16 protein-coding genes are annotated in these 19,397 nt (G+C 41.8%); 7 read left to right on the forward strand and 9 right to left on the reverse strand.

Features of this window, described 5'->3' with window-relative positions; translation table 11 throughout:
• Nucleotides 1–48: 48 nt before the first annotated feature.
• Entirely contained in the window at nucleotides 49–1,191 is a 1,143-nt protein-coding gene (locus tag A9Z07_RS07625) for a glycerophosphodiester phosphodiesterase (RefSeq protein WP_069577835.1), read from the forward strand.
• 39 nt (nucleotides 1,192–1,230) lie between these two features.
• Here the strand turns inward: A9Z07_RS07625 and pnuC are convergent, their stop codons facing one another.
• Nucleotides 1,231–1,803, reverse strand: coding sequence for a nicotinamide riboside transporter PnuC (gene pnuC, locus A9Z07_RS07630; RefSeq protein ID WP_205634334.1), 573 nt, complete (start codon nucleotides 1,801–1,803; stop codon nucleotides 1,231–1,233).
• Between the two features lie 386 nt (nucleotides 1,804–2,189).
• Between pnuC and A9Z07_RS07635 the strand changes: the two genes are divergently transcribed.
• Together A9Z07_RS07635 and A9Z07_RS07640 are read left to right on the forward strand one after the other, a co-directional pair.
• Nucleotides 2,190–3,128 (forward strand): DMT family transporter, encoded by a 939-nt coding sequence (locus tag A9Z07_RS07635; protein WP_069577837.1) that lies wholly within the window; start codon nucleotides 2,190–2,192, stop codon nucleotides 3,126–3,128.
• 140 nt (nucleotides 3,129–3,268) lie between these two features.
• The gene (locus A9Z07_RS07640; protein ID WP_069577838.1) at nucleotides 3,269–4,867 is read left to right on the forward strand and encodes an alpha/beta hydrolase family protein; all 1,599 of its coding nucleotides are present in this window, start codon (nucleotides 3,269–3,271) and stop codon (nucleotides 4,865–4,867) included.
• A 33-nt stretch (nucleotides 4,868–4,900) separates the two neighbouring features.
• Here the strand turns inward: A9Z07_RS07640 and A9Z07_RS07645 are convergent, their stop codons facing one another.
• The 7 genes from A9Z07_RS07645 to rlmE form a co-directional block, all read right to left on the reverse strand.
• Complete coding sequence (locus tag A9Z07_RS07645) at nucleotides 4,901–5,215, reverse strand: DUF5713 family protein (RefSeq protein ID WP_032870273.1); 315 nt, start codon at nucleotides 5,213–5,215, stop codon at nucleotides 4,901–4,903.
• Nucleotides 5,216–5,396: 181 nt separating this feature from the next.
• Nucleotides 5,397–6,317, reverse strand: coding sequence for a pyridoxal-phosphate dependent enzyme (locus tag A9Z07_RS07650; protein WP_081406419.1), 921 nt, complete (start codon nucleotides 6,315–6,317; stop codon nucleotides 5,397–5,399).
• Nucleotides 6,318–6,548: 231 nt separating this feature from the next.
• Nucleotides 6,549–8,189, reverse strand: a complete 1,641-nt coding sequence (locus tag A9Z07_RS07655) for a vWA domain-containing protein (protein ID WP_069577840.1) — start codon at nucleotides 8,187–8,189, stop codon at nucleotides 6,549–6,551.
• A gap of 135 nt (nucleotides 8,190–8,324) precedes the next feature.
• Nucleotides 8,325–9,083, reverse strand: a complete 759-nt coding sequence (locus A9Z07_RS07660) for an SIMPL domain-containing protein (RefSeq protein ID WP_069577841.1) — start codon at nucleotides 9,081–9,083, stop codon at nucleotides 8,325–8,327.
• Between the two features lie 97 nt (nucleotides 9,084–9,180).
• Complete coding sequence (gene folP, locus A9Z07_RS07665; protein WP_069577849.1) at nucleotides 9,181–10,029, reverse strand: dihydropteroate synthase; 849 nt, start codon at nucleotides 10,027–10,029, stop codon at nucleotides 9,181–9,183.
• Nucleotides 10,030–10,164: 135 nt separating this feature from the next.
• Nucleotides 10,165–12,060, reverse strand: a complete 1,896-nt coding sequence (ftsH, locus tag A9Z07_RS07670) for an ATP-dependent zinc metalloprotease FtsH (protein ID WP_004651936.1) — start codon at nucleotides 12,058–12,060, stop codon at nucleotides 10,165–10,167.
• 136 nt (nucleotides 12,061–12,196) lie between these two features.
• Nucleotides 12,197–12,847: a 23S rRNA (uridine(2552)-2'-O)-methyltransferase RlmE gene (gene rlmE, locus A9Z07_RS07675; protein WP_004774825.1), complete on the reverse strand. Its 651-nt coding sequence runs from the start codon at nucleotides 12,845–12,847 to the stop codon at nucleotides 12,197–12,199.
• Nucleotides 12,848–13,076: 229 nt separating this feature from the next.
• Between rlmE and yhbY the strand changes: the two genes are divergently transcribed.
• Nucleotides 13,077–13,403: a ribosome assembly RNA-binding protein YhbY gene (yhbY, locus tag A9Z07_RS07680; RefSeq protein WP_004774823.1), complete on the forward strand. Its 327-nt coding sequence runs from the start codon at nucleotides 13,077–13,079 to the stop codon at nucleotides 13,401–13,403.
• 5 nt (nucleotides 13,404–13,408) lie between these two features.
• Nucleotides 13,409–13,945 carry a DOMON-like domain-containing protein gene (locus A9Z07_RS07685; protein WP_004774822.1) on the forward strand — a complete coding sequence of 179 codons (537 nt, stop codon included), beginning with the start codon at nucleotides 13,409–13,411 and terminating at the stop codon, nucleotides 13,943–13,945.
• 57 nt (nucleotides 13,946–14,002) lie between these two features.
• Here the strand turns inward: A9Z07_RS07685 and A9Z07_RS07690 are convergent, their stop codons facing one another.
• Nucleotides 14,003–14,581 carry a hypothetical protein gene (locus A9Z07_RS07690; protein WP_004774819.1) on the reverse strand — a complete coding sequence of 193 codons (579 nt, stop codon included), beginning with the start codon at nucleotides 14,579–14,581 and terminating at the stop codon, nucleotides 14,003–14,005.
• 359 nt (nucleotides 14,582–14,940) lie between these two features.
• Between A9Z07_RS07690 and carA the strand changes: the two genes are divergently transcribed.
• Nucleotides 14,941–16,080: a glutamine-hydrolyzing carbamoyl-phosphate synthase small subunit gene (gene carA, locus A9Z07_RS07695; RefSeq protein WP_004774818.1), complete on the forward strand. Its 1,140-nt coding sequence runs from the start codon at nucleotides 14,941–14,943 to the stop codon at nucleotides 16,078–16,080.
• 14 nt (nucleotides 16,081–16,094) lie between these two features.
• Complete coding sequence (gene carB / locus A9Z07_RS07700) at nucleotides 16,095–19,328, forward strand: carbamoyl-phosphate synthase large subunit (protein ID WP_004774817.1); 3,234 nt, start codon at nucleotides 16,095–16,097, stop codon at nucleotides 19,326–19,328.
• The last annotated feature ends 69 nt before the right edge of the window (nucleotides 19,329–19,397 follow it).

The raw sequence follows: 19,397 nt of genomic DNA on the forward strand, positions 1-19,397 counted from the left end.
TTCAATGCTCAAACTAGCGGCTTGAATAAAAAACACATGAGCTTATCTATGTTTAAAAAAGCAGTTCTTTGTCTGAGCCTGATCAGCCTTGCTGGTTGTAATGATGACAATAACAACCAAAACAATACCAAACAGCCTGATTACCAACTTCCTAAAATTCTAGTGATAGGACATCGCGGTGCCAGTGCATTACGCCCAGAACATACCCTTGCCTCTTATCAAAAAGCGATTGATGACGGCGCTGACTTTATTGAGCCAGATCTGGTTTCAACCAAAGATGGGATTCTGGTTGCCCGTCATGAAAATGAAATTGGCGGTACCACCAATGTTTCGACCCTGCCACAATTTGCAGACCGTAAAAAAACCAAAGTGATTGATGGTGTGACTTTAGACGGCTGGTTTACTGAAGACTTTACATTAAATGAATTACAACAACTAAAAGCACGCGAGCGTATTCCACAATATCGTCCTGAAAACCAGAAATATAATGATCTCTATACCATTCCGACTCTGGAGCAAATTATCGAATTGGCTGAAGCACATTATAAGAAAACTGGCAAAATCATTGGTCTTTATATCGAAACCAAACATCCGACCTATTTTCAAAAGCAAAATCTGGCACTGGAAGATAACCTGCTCAAAACCTTATCTAAATATAAATATACTCGGGATATTGCACCAATCTATTTGCAATCTTTTGAAGTGGGCAATTTAAAGTATTTAAAGAACCAGTTAGATCTGCACAAAAGTGTCAAACATGCTCAACTGATCCAGCTTTATGATGCGCCAGATACCCAACCTGCTGATTATGTGGCGGAAAATAATCCGAAAACCTATGCAGATTTGGCAACAGCAAGTGGTTTAAAAGATGTTGCCACCTATGCCAATGGCGTCGGCCCATGGAAAGTCTATGTCTTTAAAGATGACGCGATGACTAAAACTACGTCCTTTGTTAAAGATGCACATCAAGTCGGCTTAAAAGTACATCCATATACTTTCCGTCCTGAAAATAATTACCTACCAGCAACGTTAAAATGTAGTGCAGATAAAGCCAAAGAAGCAGAACGTTGCGTAACAGGCTCAATCAAGGAAATGCAGTTGTATTTCAAAGCAGGTGTGGATGGTATCTTTACCGACGATCCAGCACTGGGTCGCCAAGCCGTACAAAGTTATCACGCTACTGCAAAATAAACCTTGCTTCAAATTAAGGGCAGCCTGAGCTGCCCTTTTTTATGCATGACCAAGTTGTTTTTGTTTGACCTGTTCCCATTGCCACCAGCCATAAGCAGCCAGCCCGACAAAGGCAGCATATAAAGCCGCGGTTAAAAACAACTCTTTATAACTAAACATCCCGACATAGAAGATGTTGACGAAGATCCATAAAATCCAGGTCGCGATATGTTTACGACTGGTCCAGTAAGTTGCCAATAAACTAAATGCCACCAGTTGCGAATCCAGCATTGGTACCGCAGCATCAGTAAAATGCTTGAGAATAAGGCCAAACAGGAAACCACCCAACACGGCGAGACTGAGTTGCAGCACTACAGTTTTGGTCGCAATCGTTTCAATCCGAATCTCATGATCTTGGCGTTTGCCTTTTAACCAATAATAAAAGCCATAAACATTCATCAGAATAAAGAAGAATTGTAGAAGTGTTTCTCCATATAATTTAACCGTAAAGAAAAAACAGGCATACAGCGCACAGGCAATAAAATTAAACCACCAACACCACATATTCCGTCGGATGGTCAAAGTTACACCAATAACACTAATAATCACTGCAATAATTTCTAAAGGAGACAAGAGCACACTTCTTTCATAATTGAATGGCATTATTATGGAAAAATATTCAATTTAAGCAATCACAAATTCTGCCTTTGCACTGATTATATTTTTATCTTTATTTGAGAAAATGCCTATTTTTCAAGCAGGCCCTATGCTATAAAAGATCAGAATCATCTTCGAATGTCTTATATGTTTAAGCCTAAAGTTTCCTCTCCACACCCGAATGCGATTGCGCATGACATTGCTGTCTATGCGGCATGGCGACGTGTCTACGCGTTACTGCGAGGGGACTTTATGTATTTCAGATGATGACACTCTAAAACATCAATTGAATTCAAAGGTCGCCTCTGTAGCGACCTTTTTTATCGTCTTAATTTTACCGTTGTTATAACAGGAATTATGCCATGACACAGTTACCCGAAAAGAATGTTCTCTCCATGCCACAGCTACAACCGGCTGTAGCCCCTGTCACCCCTCGCCTTGCTACAGTCGGTCAATTCATTGCCGTGGTGCTCATCTGGTCTTTTACACCTTTAGCTGCCGTCTGGACAGTGCATGAAATTCATTGGGCTTGGGGATTATTCTTGCGATTTAGTCTGGCTATTCCACTGGCATTGGCATGTCTGCTTTATTTTCGCTTGAAACTGACGATCAATAAAACTGCGCTGCTGAGTTATGGTGCAGGGGCTATTGGATTGTTCGGCTCCATGACCTTTTGTTATCTGGGTGCAACACGCGTGTCTTCCGGCATGATCTCGATTATTTATGGCACAGCACCGTTATGGTCTGGGCTAATCGCAGTCTTTATTCTAAAACGCGAACGCTTCCTCAAACGTCAATGGTATGGACTGACTCTAGCTATTTTTGGGCTCTTTCTCACCTTAGGGATTGGTGCAGCACATATCCAGCTAGATACGCTCGGCGTCATCTATGAAATAATCGCCGTATTGCTCTATGTCCTGTCCATGTTTGCAGTTGCACAGATTGGTGCAGGGATTCACCCGATTATTCAAACAACAGGTTCAACTATCGTTTCATGGTTGGGATATTTGTGTTTATTACCATTTTTCCTTAGCCATGCCCCCACCCAGCTTCCGAGTCTGCAAACAGGCTTGGCCTTGTTGTATAGCGCATTATTTTCGTCAGTACTGGCCATGATTTTTTACTTTCATTTAATCCAGAAACTGAACCCGACCACGGTGATGCTAATTACAATCTTAACACCCGTACTTGCGACTTGTTGGGGGATATGGTTCAACAACGAACCTTTGAGTTCGCATCTGGTCATTGGACTGATTTTTTTATGCTTCGGCTTATTTCTTTATGCTTATCGTCGAAAATGAAAATAAGGTGTAGATTAGGTTTTAAAACTGGCAGGTCAATCAATACGGCCTGTCAGCAATAGTATCTATCAACAGGGCACAGTAAACTATCTCAATCACATCGTGATTTCTCAAAGATTTGCTCAAGGATGAAATAATCTATGCGTTCTTACGTCTTCTGGCTCTGCTTCAGTTTGTTGTTTGTCTTGCAAGGGTGTGTACATGCCACTTCGCAATCAGCATCTGTTACAGGCAAAAGCGTCGAGCTAAAACAGCGCTATTATCAGGCAAAAACAACGGCACCTGATGGAACTGTACTGGCCTTTACAGTTTATCAACCCCATTTAAAACCAGGCCAGACTGCGCCTTTAATTCTGCATACGCATGGCTTTGGCCTTTCTCGGATGAAACGACCAGAACTGAGCTTGTATGGTTTCCTCTTGCCAACAGGACAGGTCGCAAAAACAGCATGGCAAAATGGCTATTGGGTGATGAGTTATGACCAACGTGGTCATGGCGATAGCCAAGGGAAAATTCGCCTAACTGATCCAGAGAAAGAAGCCCAAGATGTCATCACCATGATGAATTGGGCAGAAAAAAACTTGCCACAACTGGCGACAAACCAACACGGTGTGCGAACAGGCATGATCGGTGAATCGTATGCTGGTGGCGTGCAATATATTGCTTCGGCGCTTGATCGCCGATTACAGGCCATCGTTCCTGTCACCACTTGGTATGACATCATGAATAGCCTTGCACCGAATGGTGTACCGAAAAGTAACTGGATCGGTTTTCTCAACCTGATTGGGGATTGGTGGAACTGGAACAAGTTTGATCCCGAACTCAAACAGGCGTATCTTGAAACGCAACAAGGTCAACTCAAAACATCGACCTATAATTTTCTAAAAACTCATCAAGCCAGCTGGTTTTGCAATCACGCACAGGCACCTCAAGCCGATGCACTGATTATTCAGGGTTTTAGAGACATTCTATTTCCATTTAACGAAGGCGTAAAAGCAGCCCAATGTATCCAGCATGCTCAGCATGAAGTTCATTTGATTGGCGTACAGGGCGGACATTTGCAGCCTTTTGCACAGCATTCTCCTCGAGGCAATACGCCATTTTGGTATCTTGGTAAATCAGTGACCTGTGGTGATCAGAAACCCTATAACCTACAAAAAACCATATTGGTCTGGTTCAACCAAAAGTTGAAAGATCAAGCACCCACAACGACCTTACCAGAAGTATGTGTGGATCAAAGTCCTGTAACAACCTTAAATGATCTAAGCGCAACAAACGCCTACACATTGAATAAAACATGGATAACGCCGACTGCAACTCAAGCTGTATTTGTGCCCATCCATACCGCGACCCAGCGCAGTTATATCACGGGTGCCCCACGACTCTCTTTGCAGATAGAAACGACATCTAAAATAGATCCGACCCTATTTATCTCTGTTGCCATTAAATCTAAAGTCACAGGGAAATATGACGTTTTAAATGATCAGACTGCGCCGTTTAATGCGGCCCGGAAACAAAGTTATGATCAGATGATCGACGGCACAACTCAACTGGATGCACAACATTCCACGATTGAGTTACCCAGTATCAATGGGCAATTGAATCAAGGCGATACGCTAGGTTTACTCATCAATACACAGAGTATTTATTATCAGAAAATAAAACAGCCTAAAATTGAAGCATGGATTTCAGGGCAAATTGTTTTACCTAAACTTTGGAGTGAAGCAGCTTCAAAATAATTATTTTTATAAAAAAACCAGCGAGAGTGAATTCTACCACTCTCGATTGGCAATCAATTCTTCCATTTCAATATCGAGATAACCAACATCTTGCACCACCATCATCATGGCTTCGGCAATATAATCTGCGGCAGTGTCATCTAAACTTGAATCCAGATCTTCAAATTGCGGTTTCATTTCGTTAATTTCGATCATGGTTTGATGCGCAAAACGATAGATTTCCGTTTCAGATAAGTCAGTACGACTCACCTTTTTTGAAAACTTCTGGATATGCTGTTTCACTTCAGCAACGAGAATATCGGGATAATATTCATCGTCAAACATGGGGAGGAGTAAATCTTCAAACATAAAAAATAATATGCCAATAAAACGCCATGCTTATAACATAATCTAACCAAAATCACGATATTTAGACATAAAAAAAGCGGTTTTTCCGACCGCTCTTCGGGACTTAAAAGAACATCCTCACCCGTTTAGCATTGATATATGCAAAAATAATGACACATAAGTAATGCCTCTAACCTCTTACTCATGCATCAAATTGCTGGGCATATTTCGAAAGCTGTTCAAAGCTAATGGAGGCACCACCACAGACAATCACTAAAACATTTTCCTGCGGCATAAAATTAATTTTTTGATCATATAAAATAGATAAGGTTGCACCGCAGGCGGGCTCAACCAGTGTGCGATGGTCATCCAAAAACTTCAAACATGCGTTCACCGCTGCTTGATCAGACACAGTGATCCCTTGAACATTGTGGTTTTGCGAAATCATAAATGCATTTTCACAGACTTGCTTCGCTGCCAATGTTGTCGCAACTCCCGTCACTTCATCTAGTTTTATATGTTTCCCTAGCTTCATTGAGTTATTTAAAGAAGCGGTTCCATGGGTTTCAATCGCATAAATGGGAATGTCTAAATGATTCTGAGTTAAACCTTGATGAATACCAGAAATCAAACTGCCACCGCCTACAGACAAAATAACCGCACTAGGATGAATGCCTTCAGCAATCACTTCATCAATAATATGTGCAACCCCATCCCAAAGATATTGATCATCAAATGGATGAATATAAACGGCCTTTTCATTGACATATGAAAGTGCCAACTCATTCGCTTCCATCCATGAATCACCATGAACAATGACCTCGGCACCCTGCTGCACCATCAAATCAATCGCTTTTTTCGAGGTTGTTTTAGGTACCACGACAGTGACGGGAATATTCAACATATTGCCCATATATGCCACTGAAATACCTGCATTGCCCCCAGAAGAACTAATGAATTTCTGCGCCCCCTGTTCTACATATTTTAGACAAGCATTGCCGATACTACGCTGCTTAAATGAACCCGTCGGTTGTGAGGATTCCATTTTCAACCAGACATTACAATTATTCAGTTCACTTAATTGACTCGATTTAATTAGTGGTGTTTTTATAGTTAGTGTCACTTTTTATTCCTAATATAATGATTTTCTTATTAAATATAACATCGTTTTAAATCTTTTCTTTAACCGATTGATTCATTTTTCTAGGCATTTTTGATAGTGAATTTGACCAAACATTATAATTATTCAGCTCACTTAGCTGAGATATGCTGAATATCACTCCCTTTAGAGGAAAATCAATATGAGTCACGGCCAGAAACATTAGCGTTCCTGACCATTGCCCCAAAACAAGCTTTAATCCTTTTTCGCACTTAAGCTTTTGGCAATCTTCGCTAACTCGACAAACTCCTCTCGCATTTGATAAGGATCAGGTTTCGCTGATTGTTGTGCCAATTGGATAATTTGATCCCATCCCATTGCGCCATTGTACTGCCCGCCTTTTAACTGCTGGGCATAAGAAGCAACTGCAATCGCAAAACGGGTATCGTTATTGGCTTGAGCAAGGGGCTTACTTTCAGCTTTTACAGCTTGGTTTAAAAGAATGCTTTTTTGCTGATTTGGCAGCTTATAGCGCAAGTTTACAAAAGCATATTCAGACTTTTTCGCTGGTTCTGTTTTTGCCGATGCCTGATAACGCGAATCATTGAACCAGCCCTGTTGACCGACTGGAACGATTTCATAAATCGCCGTGACATTATGTCCAGCGCCAATATCCCCTGCATCAACTTTATCGTTATTGAAATCTTCCTGTTTCAACATTCGATTTTCATAACCGACTAAACGATATTCTTTCACGGTTGCTGGATTAAATTCGACCTGAATTTTGACATCCTGAGCAACGGTTGCAAGCGTTGATGAAAGCTGACGTTGTACCACTTTTTTCGCTTCATTTTTATTGTCGATATAGCTGTAATTGCCATCGCCTGCATCCGCCAGTTGTTCCATCAACTGCTCATTGTAGTTTCCTGTACCAAAACCTAATGTCGTTAAAGAAATACCACTTTTGCGTTTCTCAGCCACCATACCTTTTAAGGTACTAAAATCAGTAATACCGACATTAAAGTCGCCGTCCGTCGCCAGTAAAATACGGTTAATGCCATTTTTCACAAAGGCTTTTTCAGCCTGCTTATAAGCCAGTTGAATAGCTTGCTCACCTGCGGTTGCACCACTTGCCTGTAATGCATTAATCACGGCCAATATCTTATCTTTCTGGTCACCAGCAGTTGGTTCTAACACCAGCTTTTCACCACTGGCATAAGTAATAATGGTGACTTTATCCTGTGCTCGAAGTTGCTCCGTCAGTAAACGCAAAGTTTGTTTAACCAAAGGTAATTTGTCTGCTGCATCCATACTGCCCGAGACATCAACTAAAAATACCAGATTGGCAGGTGGCAATTGTTTAGTGCTTAAATCTTTGGCCTGAATGCCGATTTTGATCAGTTTGGCATTTTCTTTCCACGGCGAATCCACCGTTTCAGTACTGACTGAAAATGGATGAATACTATTGGGTTGTGGATACTGATAATCAAAATAGTTAATCATCTCCTCGGCACGGATGGCATCGACAGGCGGTAAACGACCATCATTTAAGAAACGACGTGTGTTGGTATAACTACCTGTATCTACATCAATACTAAAAGTTGAAACGGCTTGATCAGCGACACGATGAACTGGATTGACCTCATTTTTTTGGTATTTTTCAGTGTTCTGTTCTAAACGTGGTCTTTCCATGGTCGGCATAACTGCAATATAAGATGCAGGTGCAATCATCTTACGCGTTTGTGCCAATCCTTGGTTTGACATGGTCATCGGTGCTGGCGACACAGGTATCGCAGTTTCAATTGCAGCTTGATCGTACTGTTTAACAGGTGTACTACACGCCGCCATCATACAGCTAAGTGCAGTTAAGACGAATATTTTTGTTGACTGATGCATTATAAAAACTCCCCAATTCTAATTCGTTTTTTCAAATAAAGTCGCTATACAAAGAATTGTATGCAAAAAAAGAAAGATACACCGTATTCGAATGTATCTTTCCAGAATGGCTGATCAATGATCTAAACCGCTGTTTTACTCAATCGCATAATTGATGGTCACCACCACACGGGCAATTTTATTAATAGTAGCTTTGTCATAAGCGCCACCATAATCACTGTCATCATCCGAGCCACTTTCTGGCAAGATATAAAATGCACCTTGACTGGCTGAACGCATCATGCCCACTTTCACACCACCTACTTTGGCAAACTCATTGGCACGGCTATAGGCATTCTTGGTGGCATTGGCAATCAAGGACATTTTGATTTCTTCTAGATTCGATACCAGATATTCAGGTTTCTGTTCAATCGCAATGCCTTTTTCATCAAGGAGATAAGCTTCTTTGGCCGCCTGTTCAATCTTTTTAATATCACGGCTCGCAATGACTAAGGATTGTAATGCCATATAGCCTTTAAACTCACGATTGATTCGCCCTTCTCCCATATTCACTTCTTCATAATAGGGCTGAGAACTTTTATTTCCGAGTTGCATATCAGCCGCTTTAAAACCATGCTCAACAAAAAAGCTTTGTAATTCTTTCATTTGTTGATCAAGCAATTGATACGCCTGCGGAATCGTGTCAGATGTGTGGCTTGTTTGTAAGTGAATCTCCCAGCGTGCTGAATCAGCCTGAATTGGTTTTTCAGCCAAGCCTTTGACTGAAATTGAATTTTTGGTGCTATTAAACTGTTTTAGTGCATAGCCCATCACGCCAGCAGAAATAATAAACCCAAGACTCAGAATGAGTGCAAACACCCATAAACTTTTATATGTAATTGTTTTATTTTCCATTTTTAATATCACTTAGCTTATTTTATAGCCTTGTTATATTTAATCTGATCAGGCAAGTCAATAGAGCCCTTGCGCTCTACTGACATCTTAGTTGCTTTTAAGCCCGCATCATTTTCCAGACTTTTATCGCATCGCTAGTGGCTTTTACATCGTGTGCCCGAACGATACTTGCCCCTTGCTGAATACTAAAAAGGTGCCCTGTCACACTGCCCACTGCACGCTCTTGAGCAGGGACACCATTTAAAGCTTCGCCAATAAAACGTTTTCGTGATAAGCCCGATAAAATTGGATAGCCCATTCGATTGAGCTTCCAGAACTCATTCAATAATTGGAAATTTTGCTGTGCATTTTTAGCAAAACCAAAACCTGGATCGATAATAATATTTTCAGGTTTAACTCCAACCGCAATGGCCTGATCCAGACGTTGTTGTAACTCCTGAATCACATCTTCAGTCACATCATCATACTGATCCAACTGATTCATATTGGTCGGTTCACCACGCATATGCATCAGCACCACAGGAATATTTAACTCGGCAGCAGTTTCTAAGGCTTGTGGTCGGGTTAAGGCACGCACATCATTCCAGATATGCGCACCTGCTTGGACGGCAGCACGCATGACTTCAGGCTGACTGGTATCTATCGACATGATCACATCATATTTTGATAATGCCTCAACCACAGGAATGACACGACGGAGTTCTTCTTCTAGCGCCACAGGTGATGCATTTGGACGTGTTGACTCACCACCAATGTCAATAATGCTCGCCCCATCTTCAATCATTTGTAAGGCATGCTGAATCGCCTGATCTTTTTGATGGTGCTGCCCACCATCACTAAATGAATCAGGCGTAACATTCAAGATTCCCATCACCTGAGGTTGTGAAAGGTCTAAACTTAAACGACCACAAGGTAATTGAATTTGGGGTAATGGCATCAACTGCATCATCAAAACTCTTTGCACTTTAACCAGTCTAGTTTAACAACACAGCTTATCCGGCGTTGCTGATTTATTTTCAGTTTAGCTCAAAATCCAGACAAAAAAAGAGCGACCGAAGTCGCTCTTTTATCTAATCTTTGATTAGCCCATTGCTGGTAATGGTGGTGGTGTAGATGGACCATCTTTCGGTGGTTCAAATGCAGCCACTGGATTATCAGCAACATAAACTTTAGGTGGTTGCGGTTCACGACCTTCCATGATGTCACGGATCTGGTCACGATCGATTGTTTCCCAATCCATCAACGCTTTCACCATTGCATGTGCGATATCTTTGTTATTTTCCAAGATGTCACGTGCAACTTTATATTGCTCATCCAAGATACGACGAACTTCTTCATCTACCTTCTGTTGAGTCGCTTCAGAAATTGTACGGCTACCCACATTACCGAAGAAACCATTCTGGTTTTCATCTTCATAAACCATGACACCAAGCTTATCTGACATACCATATTTGGTCACCATTGCACGCGCCATTTTGGTTGCACGTTCAAAGTCGTTAGATGCACCTGTCGACATTTGGTTAATAAAGACTTCTTCCGCGATACGACCACCAAACAAGATTGAAAGTTCATTCAACATCTTATCTTTATAGTGGCTGGTCTGATCTTGCTCAGGAAGCTGCCAAGTCACACCTAATGCCCAACCGCGTGGCATGATCGTTACTTTATGCACAGGGTCTGTACCCGGTAAAATCTCAGCAACAATCGCATGTCCCGCTTCATGGTAAGCCGTTGCACGACGTTCTTCTTCACGAATCACCATCGATTTACGTTCAGGACCCATATAGATCTTGTCTTTCGCATCTTCAAAGTCATGCATATCCACCGTATTTTTATTACGGCGAGCAGCAAACAATGCAGCTTCATTGACTAAGTTTGCAAGTTGAGCACCTGAGAAGCCTGGTGTACCACGTGCAAGAACTTTAAGATCCACACCGGTCACTGAAGGTAATTTCTTCAAGTGAACATTCAAGATTTGTTCACGACCACGAATGTCTGGTAAACCAACCATCACTTGACGGTCAAAACGGCCTGGACGAAGTAATGCTTTATCCAATACGTCTACACGGTTGGTCGCAGCAATCACGATTACGCCTTCATTGCCTTCAAAACCATCCATCTCAACAAGCATCTGGTTCAAGGTTTGTTCACGCTCATCATGACCACCACCTGTACCCGAACCACGATGACGACCCACTGCATCAATCTCATCAATAAAGATGATACATGGCGCATGACGTTTCGCTTGTTCGAACATGTCACGAACACGAGAAGCACCGACACCGACAAACATTTCAACGAAGTCAGAACCAGAGATACTAAAGAATGGAACCTTAGCTTCACCAGCAATTGCTTTCGCCAATAATGTTTTACCCGTACCTGGAGGACCAACCATCAGCACACCACGTGGAATGGTTGCACCAAGGCGTTTAAATTTGGCTGGGTCTTTTAAGAAATCAACGATTTCAACCACTTCTTGTTTTGCTTCATCACAGCCAGCTACGTCACTAAATGTTAACTTGATTTGATCTTCAGATAACATTTTCGCTTTTGACTTACCAAAGCTCATAGGACCGTTTTTACCACCAGCACCACCGCCCATATTACGCATGAAGAACATGAATAATAAGATGATGAGTAATACTGGGAAACTTGCAATGAGAAGTTGCATCAAAATGCCTTGACGTTGCGGTGCTGTGCCCTCAACCACTACATTTTGTTTATTCAAGCTTGGTAGCAACTCAGTGTCTTCTACTTGTGGACGAACCGTCTCAAAAGAAGAACCATTGGTTTTTTCACCATTAATATTTAAACCGTCGATTGTGACTTGTTTAATTTGCCCAGCATTCACCGCTGCAACGAAATCAGAATATTTCATCGCTGCAGGCTTATTGCGGTCACTGACGTTGCTAAAAATCAAAATCAGAACACCGAGTATGATGAGCCACAATACGGCATTCTTGAAGTAATCGCTCAAGGCTTTATTCCCATATCAATCTAATTTGATCATACCTAATCTTGGCTGACCTTCACAAAAACAGCAATGAATTTGCGTTGCAAAAAACTTAAAAGGTACAAAATGCACAATTTTTAACAACTTGGCAAGTACACTTTTATTGCAATGCCTTTTTACGACCTTGACCAATCAAAAAAACTTCTTTCGATCGAGCACGTGATGCCGCAGGTTTGGCTGTTTTTAATACATCAAAACTATCGACCACCTGTTTTCGGAACTCGTCAAATCCTGAACCTTGGAACACTTTAACAATAAACTGTCCGTTTGGTCCGAGAACTTTTTGAGCAAAATCCAAAGCCAATTCACATAAGTAAATCTGACGCGGTTGATCAACAGCCCTATTACCTGATGTATTGGGGGCCATATCCGAAATTACAACGTCTACTTGACGCCCATTTAAAATATTTAACAATTTTTCGAAAACTTCTTCTTCACGGAAGTCACCTTGCAAGAAGGTCACATCTGGAAGTGCATCCATTTCCAAGATATCTGATGCAATCACCAGACCATTGGCACCAACCAATTTACCTGCAATTTGTGACCAGCTTCCTGGCGCTGCACCCAAGTCAACCACGGTCATGCCAGGCTTGATCATTTTATATTTTTCTTGGATTTCAAGTAACTTATACGCCGCACGTGCGCGATAACCTTCCTTTTGTGCTTTTTTTACAAAGGGGTCATCTAAATGCTCTCTCATCCATGCACGACTGCTTTTAGACAATTTTTGATTGGTAATGCGTGTCGCCATAACTCACTAAATTTCAAAAAACTTCTGATGAGTCATTGTACGTGAAAATTACGCCCATTACAGTACGGATGTACTTCATTCACACGAACTTTTACAGATTTTTTTCGATCATCCTGATTGGTTATTTCTGCAATTTTTCACATATTTGTTTGAAGTGTCTGTCTGCTGAATCTATCTTAGAATCGGGATGCAAGTTATACTAGGTCGTTTTTCGAATCAGGTATTTTTAATGGCGGCTTTATCTATCCATGAACGTAAGCGTTTACGTCAAATCGGTCATGCACTTAATCCAGTTGTAATGATTGGTAGCCAAGGTCTTACAGAAAACGTCATTGAAGAAACAAATCGTGCGTTAAACGACCACGAATTGATTAAAGTGAAAATCGCGGGTGAAGACCGTGATGCACGTGGTGCAGTGATTGACGCGATTGTAGAAGCAACTGGCGCCGAATCTGTACAAAAGATTGGTAAAATTGTTCTGCTTTATAAAAAAGCGGCGAAACAAAACCAGCACTTGTCTAACTTAGTTCGTTTTGCTCACTTAAGTAATAAGTAATTACGATGGCGAGTTATGAACTATCCGCTTTTGATCGCTTTAGTGCCATTACGGTCGTTGGGGCGATTGAGCAACAAACACCAGCAACCTTAAATGTTGGTTTTTGGGTTCGTGACCCAAATCAATTTTTGATTTACCCAGATCAGGTTACGGCGCATCCACGCCATGATTTTTTATGGGAACAGACGTGCTTTGAAATTTTTGTGGGCGTGAAAGATGAAGATTTCTATCGAGAAATCAATCTTTCCCCTTCTCAAGCGTGGCAAGTCTATCAATTTGAAGAATATCGTTTCCCTGAAGATATGCCGCCTGTCGCCGCGTATGATATTGAACTGAACCATTTACAACGCACTCATTATGGTTTGAATGTCAGTCTGGATTTCTCCCAGTTTATGCGTCAGCATCAACTTAAATGGACTGACATTTATATCGGTTTAACTGCTGTACTCAATACCACTCAAGGTATGCATTATTTTGCAATGCAGCACAGCAGTCCTCAAGCTGACTTCCATAACAAGCGTGACTGGTTACATCAGTTTTAATATTTTAAGCAGAAAAAAAAGCGAGAAAAATTCTCGCTTTTTTTAATTTCCGAACAATTAGCTTGTACGGACTTTATTCCATGCTTCAACAGCCTGCTCTTTGGTACGCTTAAAACTACCGACCAATGTATCTTTATGCTTCACTGAAATCTGGCTAATGTCATCTTTCAGTTCTTTGCTGACTTTAGTTAAGTCTTCAATCAATGCATTCAATTCAGTTTTCAATGCATTTTTCAATTCAAGTAAATTGCCTTGAGACGAATTCAGCTGAGTTTTGATGACTTCAATACGTTCTAAAAGATCCTGCTTGATTTGCGCAAACTGGTTTTGAACATTTTGATTTAACTCTTTTGCTTCAGTCTCAATTTTTTCCTGAGTTTCCGCCAAAGCTTCTTTCACTTGACCTTGAGTTTCAGCGATCACTTCTTTCGCCTGTTCTTGCGTTTCAGCAATCACTTCTTTTGCTTTTGCCGTTTTTTCTGCGACAACTTCTTTCGCTTTCGCAGTTTTCTCAGCCACAGCGGTCTTCACTTCAGCAGTTTTTTCAGCAGCAACTTCTTTTGCCTTCGTTGTTTTCTCAACGATTGCTTCTTTCACTTCTTCAGCCGTTACAGGTGTCGTTTGATTCTCAGCCATTTGGATTCCCCTCTTTATTGATTGTTAATTTTGGCTGTGTATAGGATAAAACGGTCACTTCTTAAACACTAAAAAAATTGTTAGACAATTTGCATAATATCTCATGATAACCATATCAACGTGATAGATTTGGCAATAGACACCGATCTAACCGCTTTGGAGAAGAAATCGTGTAATTCCTGATTTTAATAAATAAAAACACATAGACTTTTCACGCACTCATGCGTATAATACGCTGTTAAGTTACAAGCGAGCAGACTGGAAGGAGGGGCATGTTTTTTTAAGACGGCCTGCCTTTTTTTATGTCTTCTCGCTTTTTTACAGCCTTATTTTTGTGGTCTTAGTTCAGGAGCTTTGGTTTGAGCACCCCCGCCATTTTAGCCCTCGCAGATGGAACGATCTTTAAAGGAACGTCTATCGGTGCATCGGGTAGTACGACTGGTGAAGTCGTTTTTAACACTGCCATGACTGGTTATCAAGAAATTTTGACCGACCCAAGCTACGCACAACAAATTGTGACGTTGACTTATCCTCATATTGGAAATACTGGCTGTAATAGTGAAGACGTTGAATCAGGTCGCATCCATAAGGTATGGGCGAATGGTTTGATTATCCGTGATCTTCCTTTATTGCACAGCAACTTCCGTTCTGAACAATCATTAAGTGAATACCTAGAGCAACATAATGTGGTTGCCATCGCAGATATCGATACCCGCAAATTGACACGTATTCTTCGTGACAAAGGTGCACAAAACGGTTGTATCCTTGCTGGCGAAAATATTACAGAAGAACAAGCTATTGCGAAAGCACGTGAATTCGGCGGTTTAAACGGTCTCGATCTTGCGAAAGAATGCTGTGATCCTGAAGGTTTTGAATGGACTGAAGGTTCTTGGACTTTAGGTCAGGGTTTCACTCAACCAGAATTAAAATATCATGTTGTTGCATACGATTATGGTGTCAAAACCAACATCTTACGTATGCTTGCAGACCGTGGCTGTAAATTGACAGTTGTTCCTGCACAAACACCTGCTGAAAAAGTTCTCGCTTTAAATCCAGATGGCGTGTTCTTGTCAAATGGTCCGGGTGACCCAGCAGCATGTGATTATGCAATCGAAGCAGTAAAAACAATTGTTGAAACGACAACATTACCTGTATTTGGTATTTGTTTAGGTCATCAGATTTTAGCACTCGCTTCTGGCGCAAAAACCATGAAAATGAATCATGGTCATCACGGCGCGAACCATCCTGTACAAAACCTTGAGAACGGTACAGTGATGATTACTTCTCAAAACCACGGCTTTGCTGTCGATGAGAGTACTTTACCAGCAAACTTGAAAGTGACACACCGTTCACTGTTTGATGGTACAAACCAAGGTATTCATCGTACTGACAAACCAGCTTTCAGCTTCCAGGGTCACCCTGAAGCCAGCCCTGGTCCACATGACTGTGCTCCGTTGTTCGATCATTTCATCGAACTTATCGAAGCAGCTAAGAAGTAATTAAGGAGCGAATAATGCCTAAACGTACGGATATTAAAAGCATCTTAATTATTGGTGCTGGTCCTATTGTCATTGGTCAGGCGTGTGAGTTTGACTATTCAGGTGCGCAAGCATGTAAAGCGCTGCGTGAAGAAGGTTATCGCGTTATTCTGGTCAACTCTAACCCAGCGACCATTATGACTGACCCTTCAATGGCAGATGCAACATATATTGAGCCAATCACTTGGCAAACTGTTGCACAAATCATTGAAAAAGAACGTCCAGATGCAGTCCTTCCAACAATGGGTGGTCAAACTGCATTGAACTGTGCCCTTGCATTAGATGAGCACGGCGTTCTTGAAAAATATAATGTTGAACTGATTGGCGCATCAAAAGACGCGATTGAAAAAGCAGAAGATCGTAAACTGTTTGATATCGCGATGCGTAAAATTGGTCTGGAATGTCCAAAAGCTGCCATTGCTGAAACAATGGAAGAAGCTTTGGCAATTCAAGCTGGTTTCGGTTTCCCTGTCATCATTCGTCCATCATTCACGATGGGTGGTTCTGGTGGTGGTATCGCATATAACCGCGAAGAATTCCTTGAAATCTGTGAACGTGGTTTCGACCTCTCTCCTACCCACCAGTTATTGATCGATGAATCTTTGATTGGCTGGAAAGAATACGAAATGGAAGTTGTTCGTGACAAAAACGACAACTGTATCATCGTCTGTGCGATCGAAAACTTTGATCCAATGGGCGTTCACACTGGTGACTCAATCACCGTTGCGCCTGCGCAAACATTGACAGACAAAGAATATCAATTAATGCGTAATGCATCGGTTGCAGTTCTTCGTGAAATCGGTGTTGAAACAGGTGGTTCGAACGTTCAATTCGGTATTAACCCGAAAGACGGTCGTATGGTTGTGATCGAGATGAACCCACGTGTATCACGTTCATCTGCGCTTGCATCTAAAGCAACAGGTTTCCCGATTGCAAAAATCGCGGCGAAACTTGCAGTGGGTTACACCCTTGATGAATTGAAAAATGACATCACTGGTGGCGTAACTCCAGCATCTTTCGAACCATCGATTGACTATGTTGTTACCAAGATTCCACGTTTCAACTTCGAGAAATTCCCACAAGCTGAGCCTGTATTAACGACTCAGATGAAATCTGTGGGTGAAGTGATGGCGATTGGTCGTAACTTCCAGGAATCTGTACAAAAAGCACTTCGTGGTCTTGAAGTTGGCGTAAGTGGTTTTGATGAAAAAATCGAAGCTGGTACTGCCAATGCCAAAGACATCATCCTAAAAGAGCTTAAAGTACCTGGTCCAGAGCGTATCTGGTATGTTGCGGATGCATTCCGTCACGGTTTCTCTTTAGATGACGTATTTGAAGCAACTAAAATCGACCGCTGGTTCCTGATCCAGATCGAAGACATCATTAAAACTGAAGCTCAAGTGAAAACTTTAGGCTTTGGTGATTTAAATGCTGACAATATCCGCTCGTTCAAACGCAAAGGTTTATCTGACCTTCGTATTGCGGACTTGATGGGTATTTCACAAAAACAATTCCGTAAACATCGTTGGAACTTGGGTGTATATCCAGTTTACAAACGTGTTGATACTTGTGCAGCAGAGTTTGAATCTGGCACTGCTTACATGTATTCAACTTACGATGAAGAATGTGAAGCAAATCCATCAAACCGTGACAAGATCATGGTGATTGGTGGTGGTCCTAACCGTATCGGTCAAGGGATCGAGTTTGACTACTGCTGTGTACACGCTGCGCTTGCAATGCGTGAAGACGGTTACGAAACAATCATGGTGAACTGTAACCCTGAAACCGTTTCAACCGACTATGACACATCTGACCGTCTATACTTCGAGCCTGTAACACTTGAAGATGTACTTGAAATCGTACGTACCGAGAAGCCTAAAGGCGTGATCGTACAGTACGGTGGTCAAACACCATTAAAATTGGCACGTGCTTTAGAAGAAGCAGGTACACCAATTATCGGTACATCTCCAGACGCGATTGACCGCGCTGAAGACCGTGAACGTTTCCAGCAAATGATCCAACGTTTACAGCTTCGTCAACCGAACAACAGCATCGTAAAATCTGCTGAAGAAGGTATTTCTGAAGCGGCTAAAGTAGGTTATCCGTTAGTTGTTCGTCCATCTTATGTATTAGGTGGTCGTGCGATGGAAATCGTGTATAACGAAGAAGAGCTTAAACGCTACCTTCGTGAAGCAGTACAAGCATCAAATGAAGCACCTGTCCTGCTTGACCATTTCCTTGATGATGCAACTGAAGTCGACGTTGACTGTGTATCTGACGGTAAAGATGTTGTGATCGGCGGTATCATGCAGCATATTGAACAAGCTGGTATTCACTCTGGTGACTCTGCATGTTCGATTCCTCCGTACTCTCTTTCTCAAGAAGTTCAGGATGAGATGCGTCGTCAAACTGTTGCAATGGCAAAAGAGCTTGGCGTAATTGGTTTGATGAACGTTCAATTCGCAGTAAAAGGCGATGATGTTTACGTACTTGAAGTGAATCCACGTGCATCACGTACGGTTCCATTCGTATCGAAATGTATTGGTGATTCTCTAGCGAAAGTGGCTGCACGTTGTATGGCGGGCCAATCACTTGAATCTCAAGGTTTCACTAAAGAAATCATCCCAACCCATTTCGCAGTGAAAGAAGCGGTGTTCCCATTTGCTAAATTCCCTGGCGTAGATCCAATGCTTGGCCCTGAGATGAAATCGACAGGCGAAGTTATGGGTGTGGGTAAAACATTTGGCGAAGCATTCTACAAAGCAGTACTTGGTTCAAACGAACGTTTGCCTGGCCTGCCAACTGAAGGCGAAGTGAAGCATGCATTCTTATCTGTTCGTGAATCAGATAAGAAATACATTGCCAACATCGCTCAACAATTGATTGACTATGGTTTCAAACTTGTTGCGACCAATGGTACACACCGTGTATTGAAAGAAGCGGGTATCGAATGTGAAGCAGTCAATAAAGTGACCGAAGGTCGCCCACATATTGTTGACCGCTTGAAAAATGGTGAAATTCATCTTATTGTCAACACAACTGAAGGCAAACAAGCTCAGTATGACTCTGCCATGATCCGTCGTGCTGCCCTCCAAGGCAAAGTGTATTACACCACCACGATCAACGGCGCAGAAGCTGTTTGCCAAGCATTTGCTGTGAAATTGCCAATGGATGTATACCGCTTGCAAGATTTACAAACTGTAGGTTAATTCTCTACCGATAAAGTCCCGTCACCTTATCGGTGGCGGGCTTTTTCTTTTTTTAATCCTGTATTTTCC

The organism is Acinetobacter sp. YK3 (genome assembly GCF_001729365.1).
GTDB lineage: Bacteria > Pseudomonadota > Gammaproteobacteria > Pseudomonadales > Moraxellaceae > Acinetobacter > Acinetobacter vivianii.

What these genes read in the sequence shown, in the direction of transcription:
- A9Z07_RS07660 (WP_069577841.1), bottom strand. Translation starts at nt 9,083, where the DNA reads ATGGAAAATAAAACAATTACATATAAAAGTTTATGGGTGTTTGCACTC.
- A9Z07_RS07645 (WP_032870273.1), bottom strand. Translation starts at nt 5,215, where the DNA reads ATGTTTGAAGATTTACTCCTCCCCATGTTTGACGATGAATATTATCCC.
- A9Z07_RS07690 (WP_004774819.1), bottom strand. Translation starts at nt 14,581, where the DNA reads ATGGCTGAGAATCAAACGACACCTGTAACGGCTGAAGAAGTGAAAGAA.
- A9Z07_RS07625 (WP_069577835.1), top strand. Translation starts at nt 49, where the DNA reads ATGTTTAAAAAAGCAGTTCTTTGTCTGAGCCTGATCAGCCTTGCTGGT.
- A9Z07_RS07685 (WP_004774822.1), top strand. Translation starts at nt 13,409, where the DNA reads ATGGCGAGTTATGAACTATCCGCTTTTGATCGCTTTAGTGCCATTACG.
- rlmE (WP_004774825.1), bottom strand. Translation starts at nt 12,847, where the DNA reads ATGGCGACACGCATTACCAATCAAAAATTGTCTAAAAGCAGTCGTGCA.
- carB (WP_004774817.1), top strand. Translation starts at nt 16,095, where the DNA reads ATGCCTAAACGTACGGATATTAAAAGCATCTTAATTATTGGTGCTGGT.
- yhbY (WP_004774823.1), top strand. Translation starts at nt 13,077, where the DNA reads ATGGCGGCTTTATCTATCCATGAACGTAAGCGTTTACGTCAAATCGGT.
- folP (WP_069577849.1), bottom strand. Translation starts at nt 10,029, where the DNA reads ATGCAGTTGATGCCATTACCCCAAATTCAATTACCTTGTGGTCGTTTA.
- A9Z07_RS07640 (WP_069577838.1), top strand. Translation starts at nt 3,269, where the DNA reads ATGCGTTCTTACGTCTTCTGGCTCTGCTTCAGTTTGTTGTTTGTCTTG.
- A9Z07_RS07655 (WP_069577840.1), bottom strand. Translation starts at nt 8,189, where the DNA reads ATGCATCAGTCAACAAAAATATTCGTCTTAACTGCACTTAGCTGTATG.
- A9Z07_RS07635 (WP_069577837.1), top strand. Translation starts at nt 2,190, where the DNA reads ATGACACAGTTACCCGAAAAGAATGTTCTCTCCATGCCACAGCTACAA.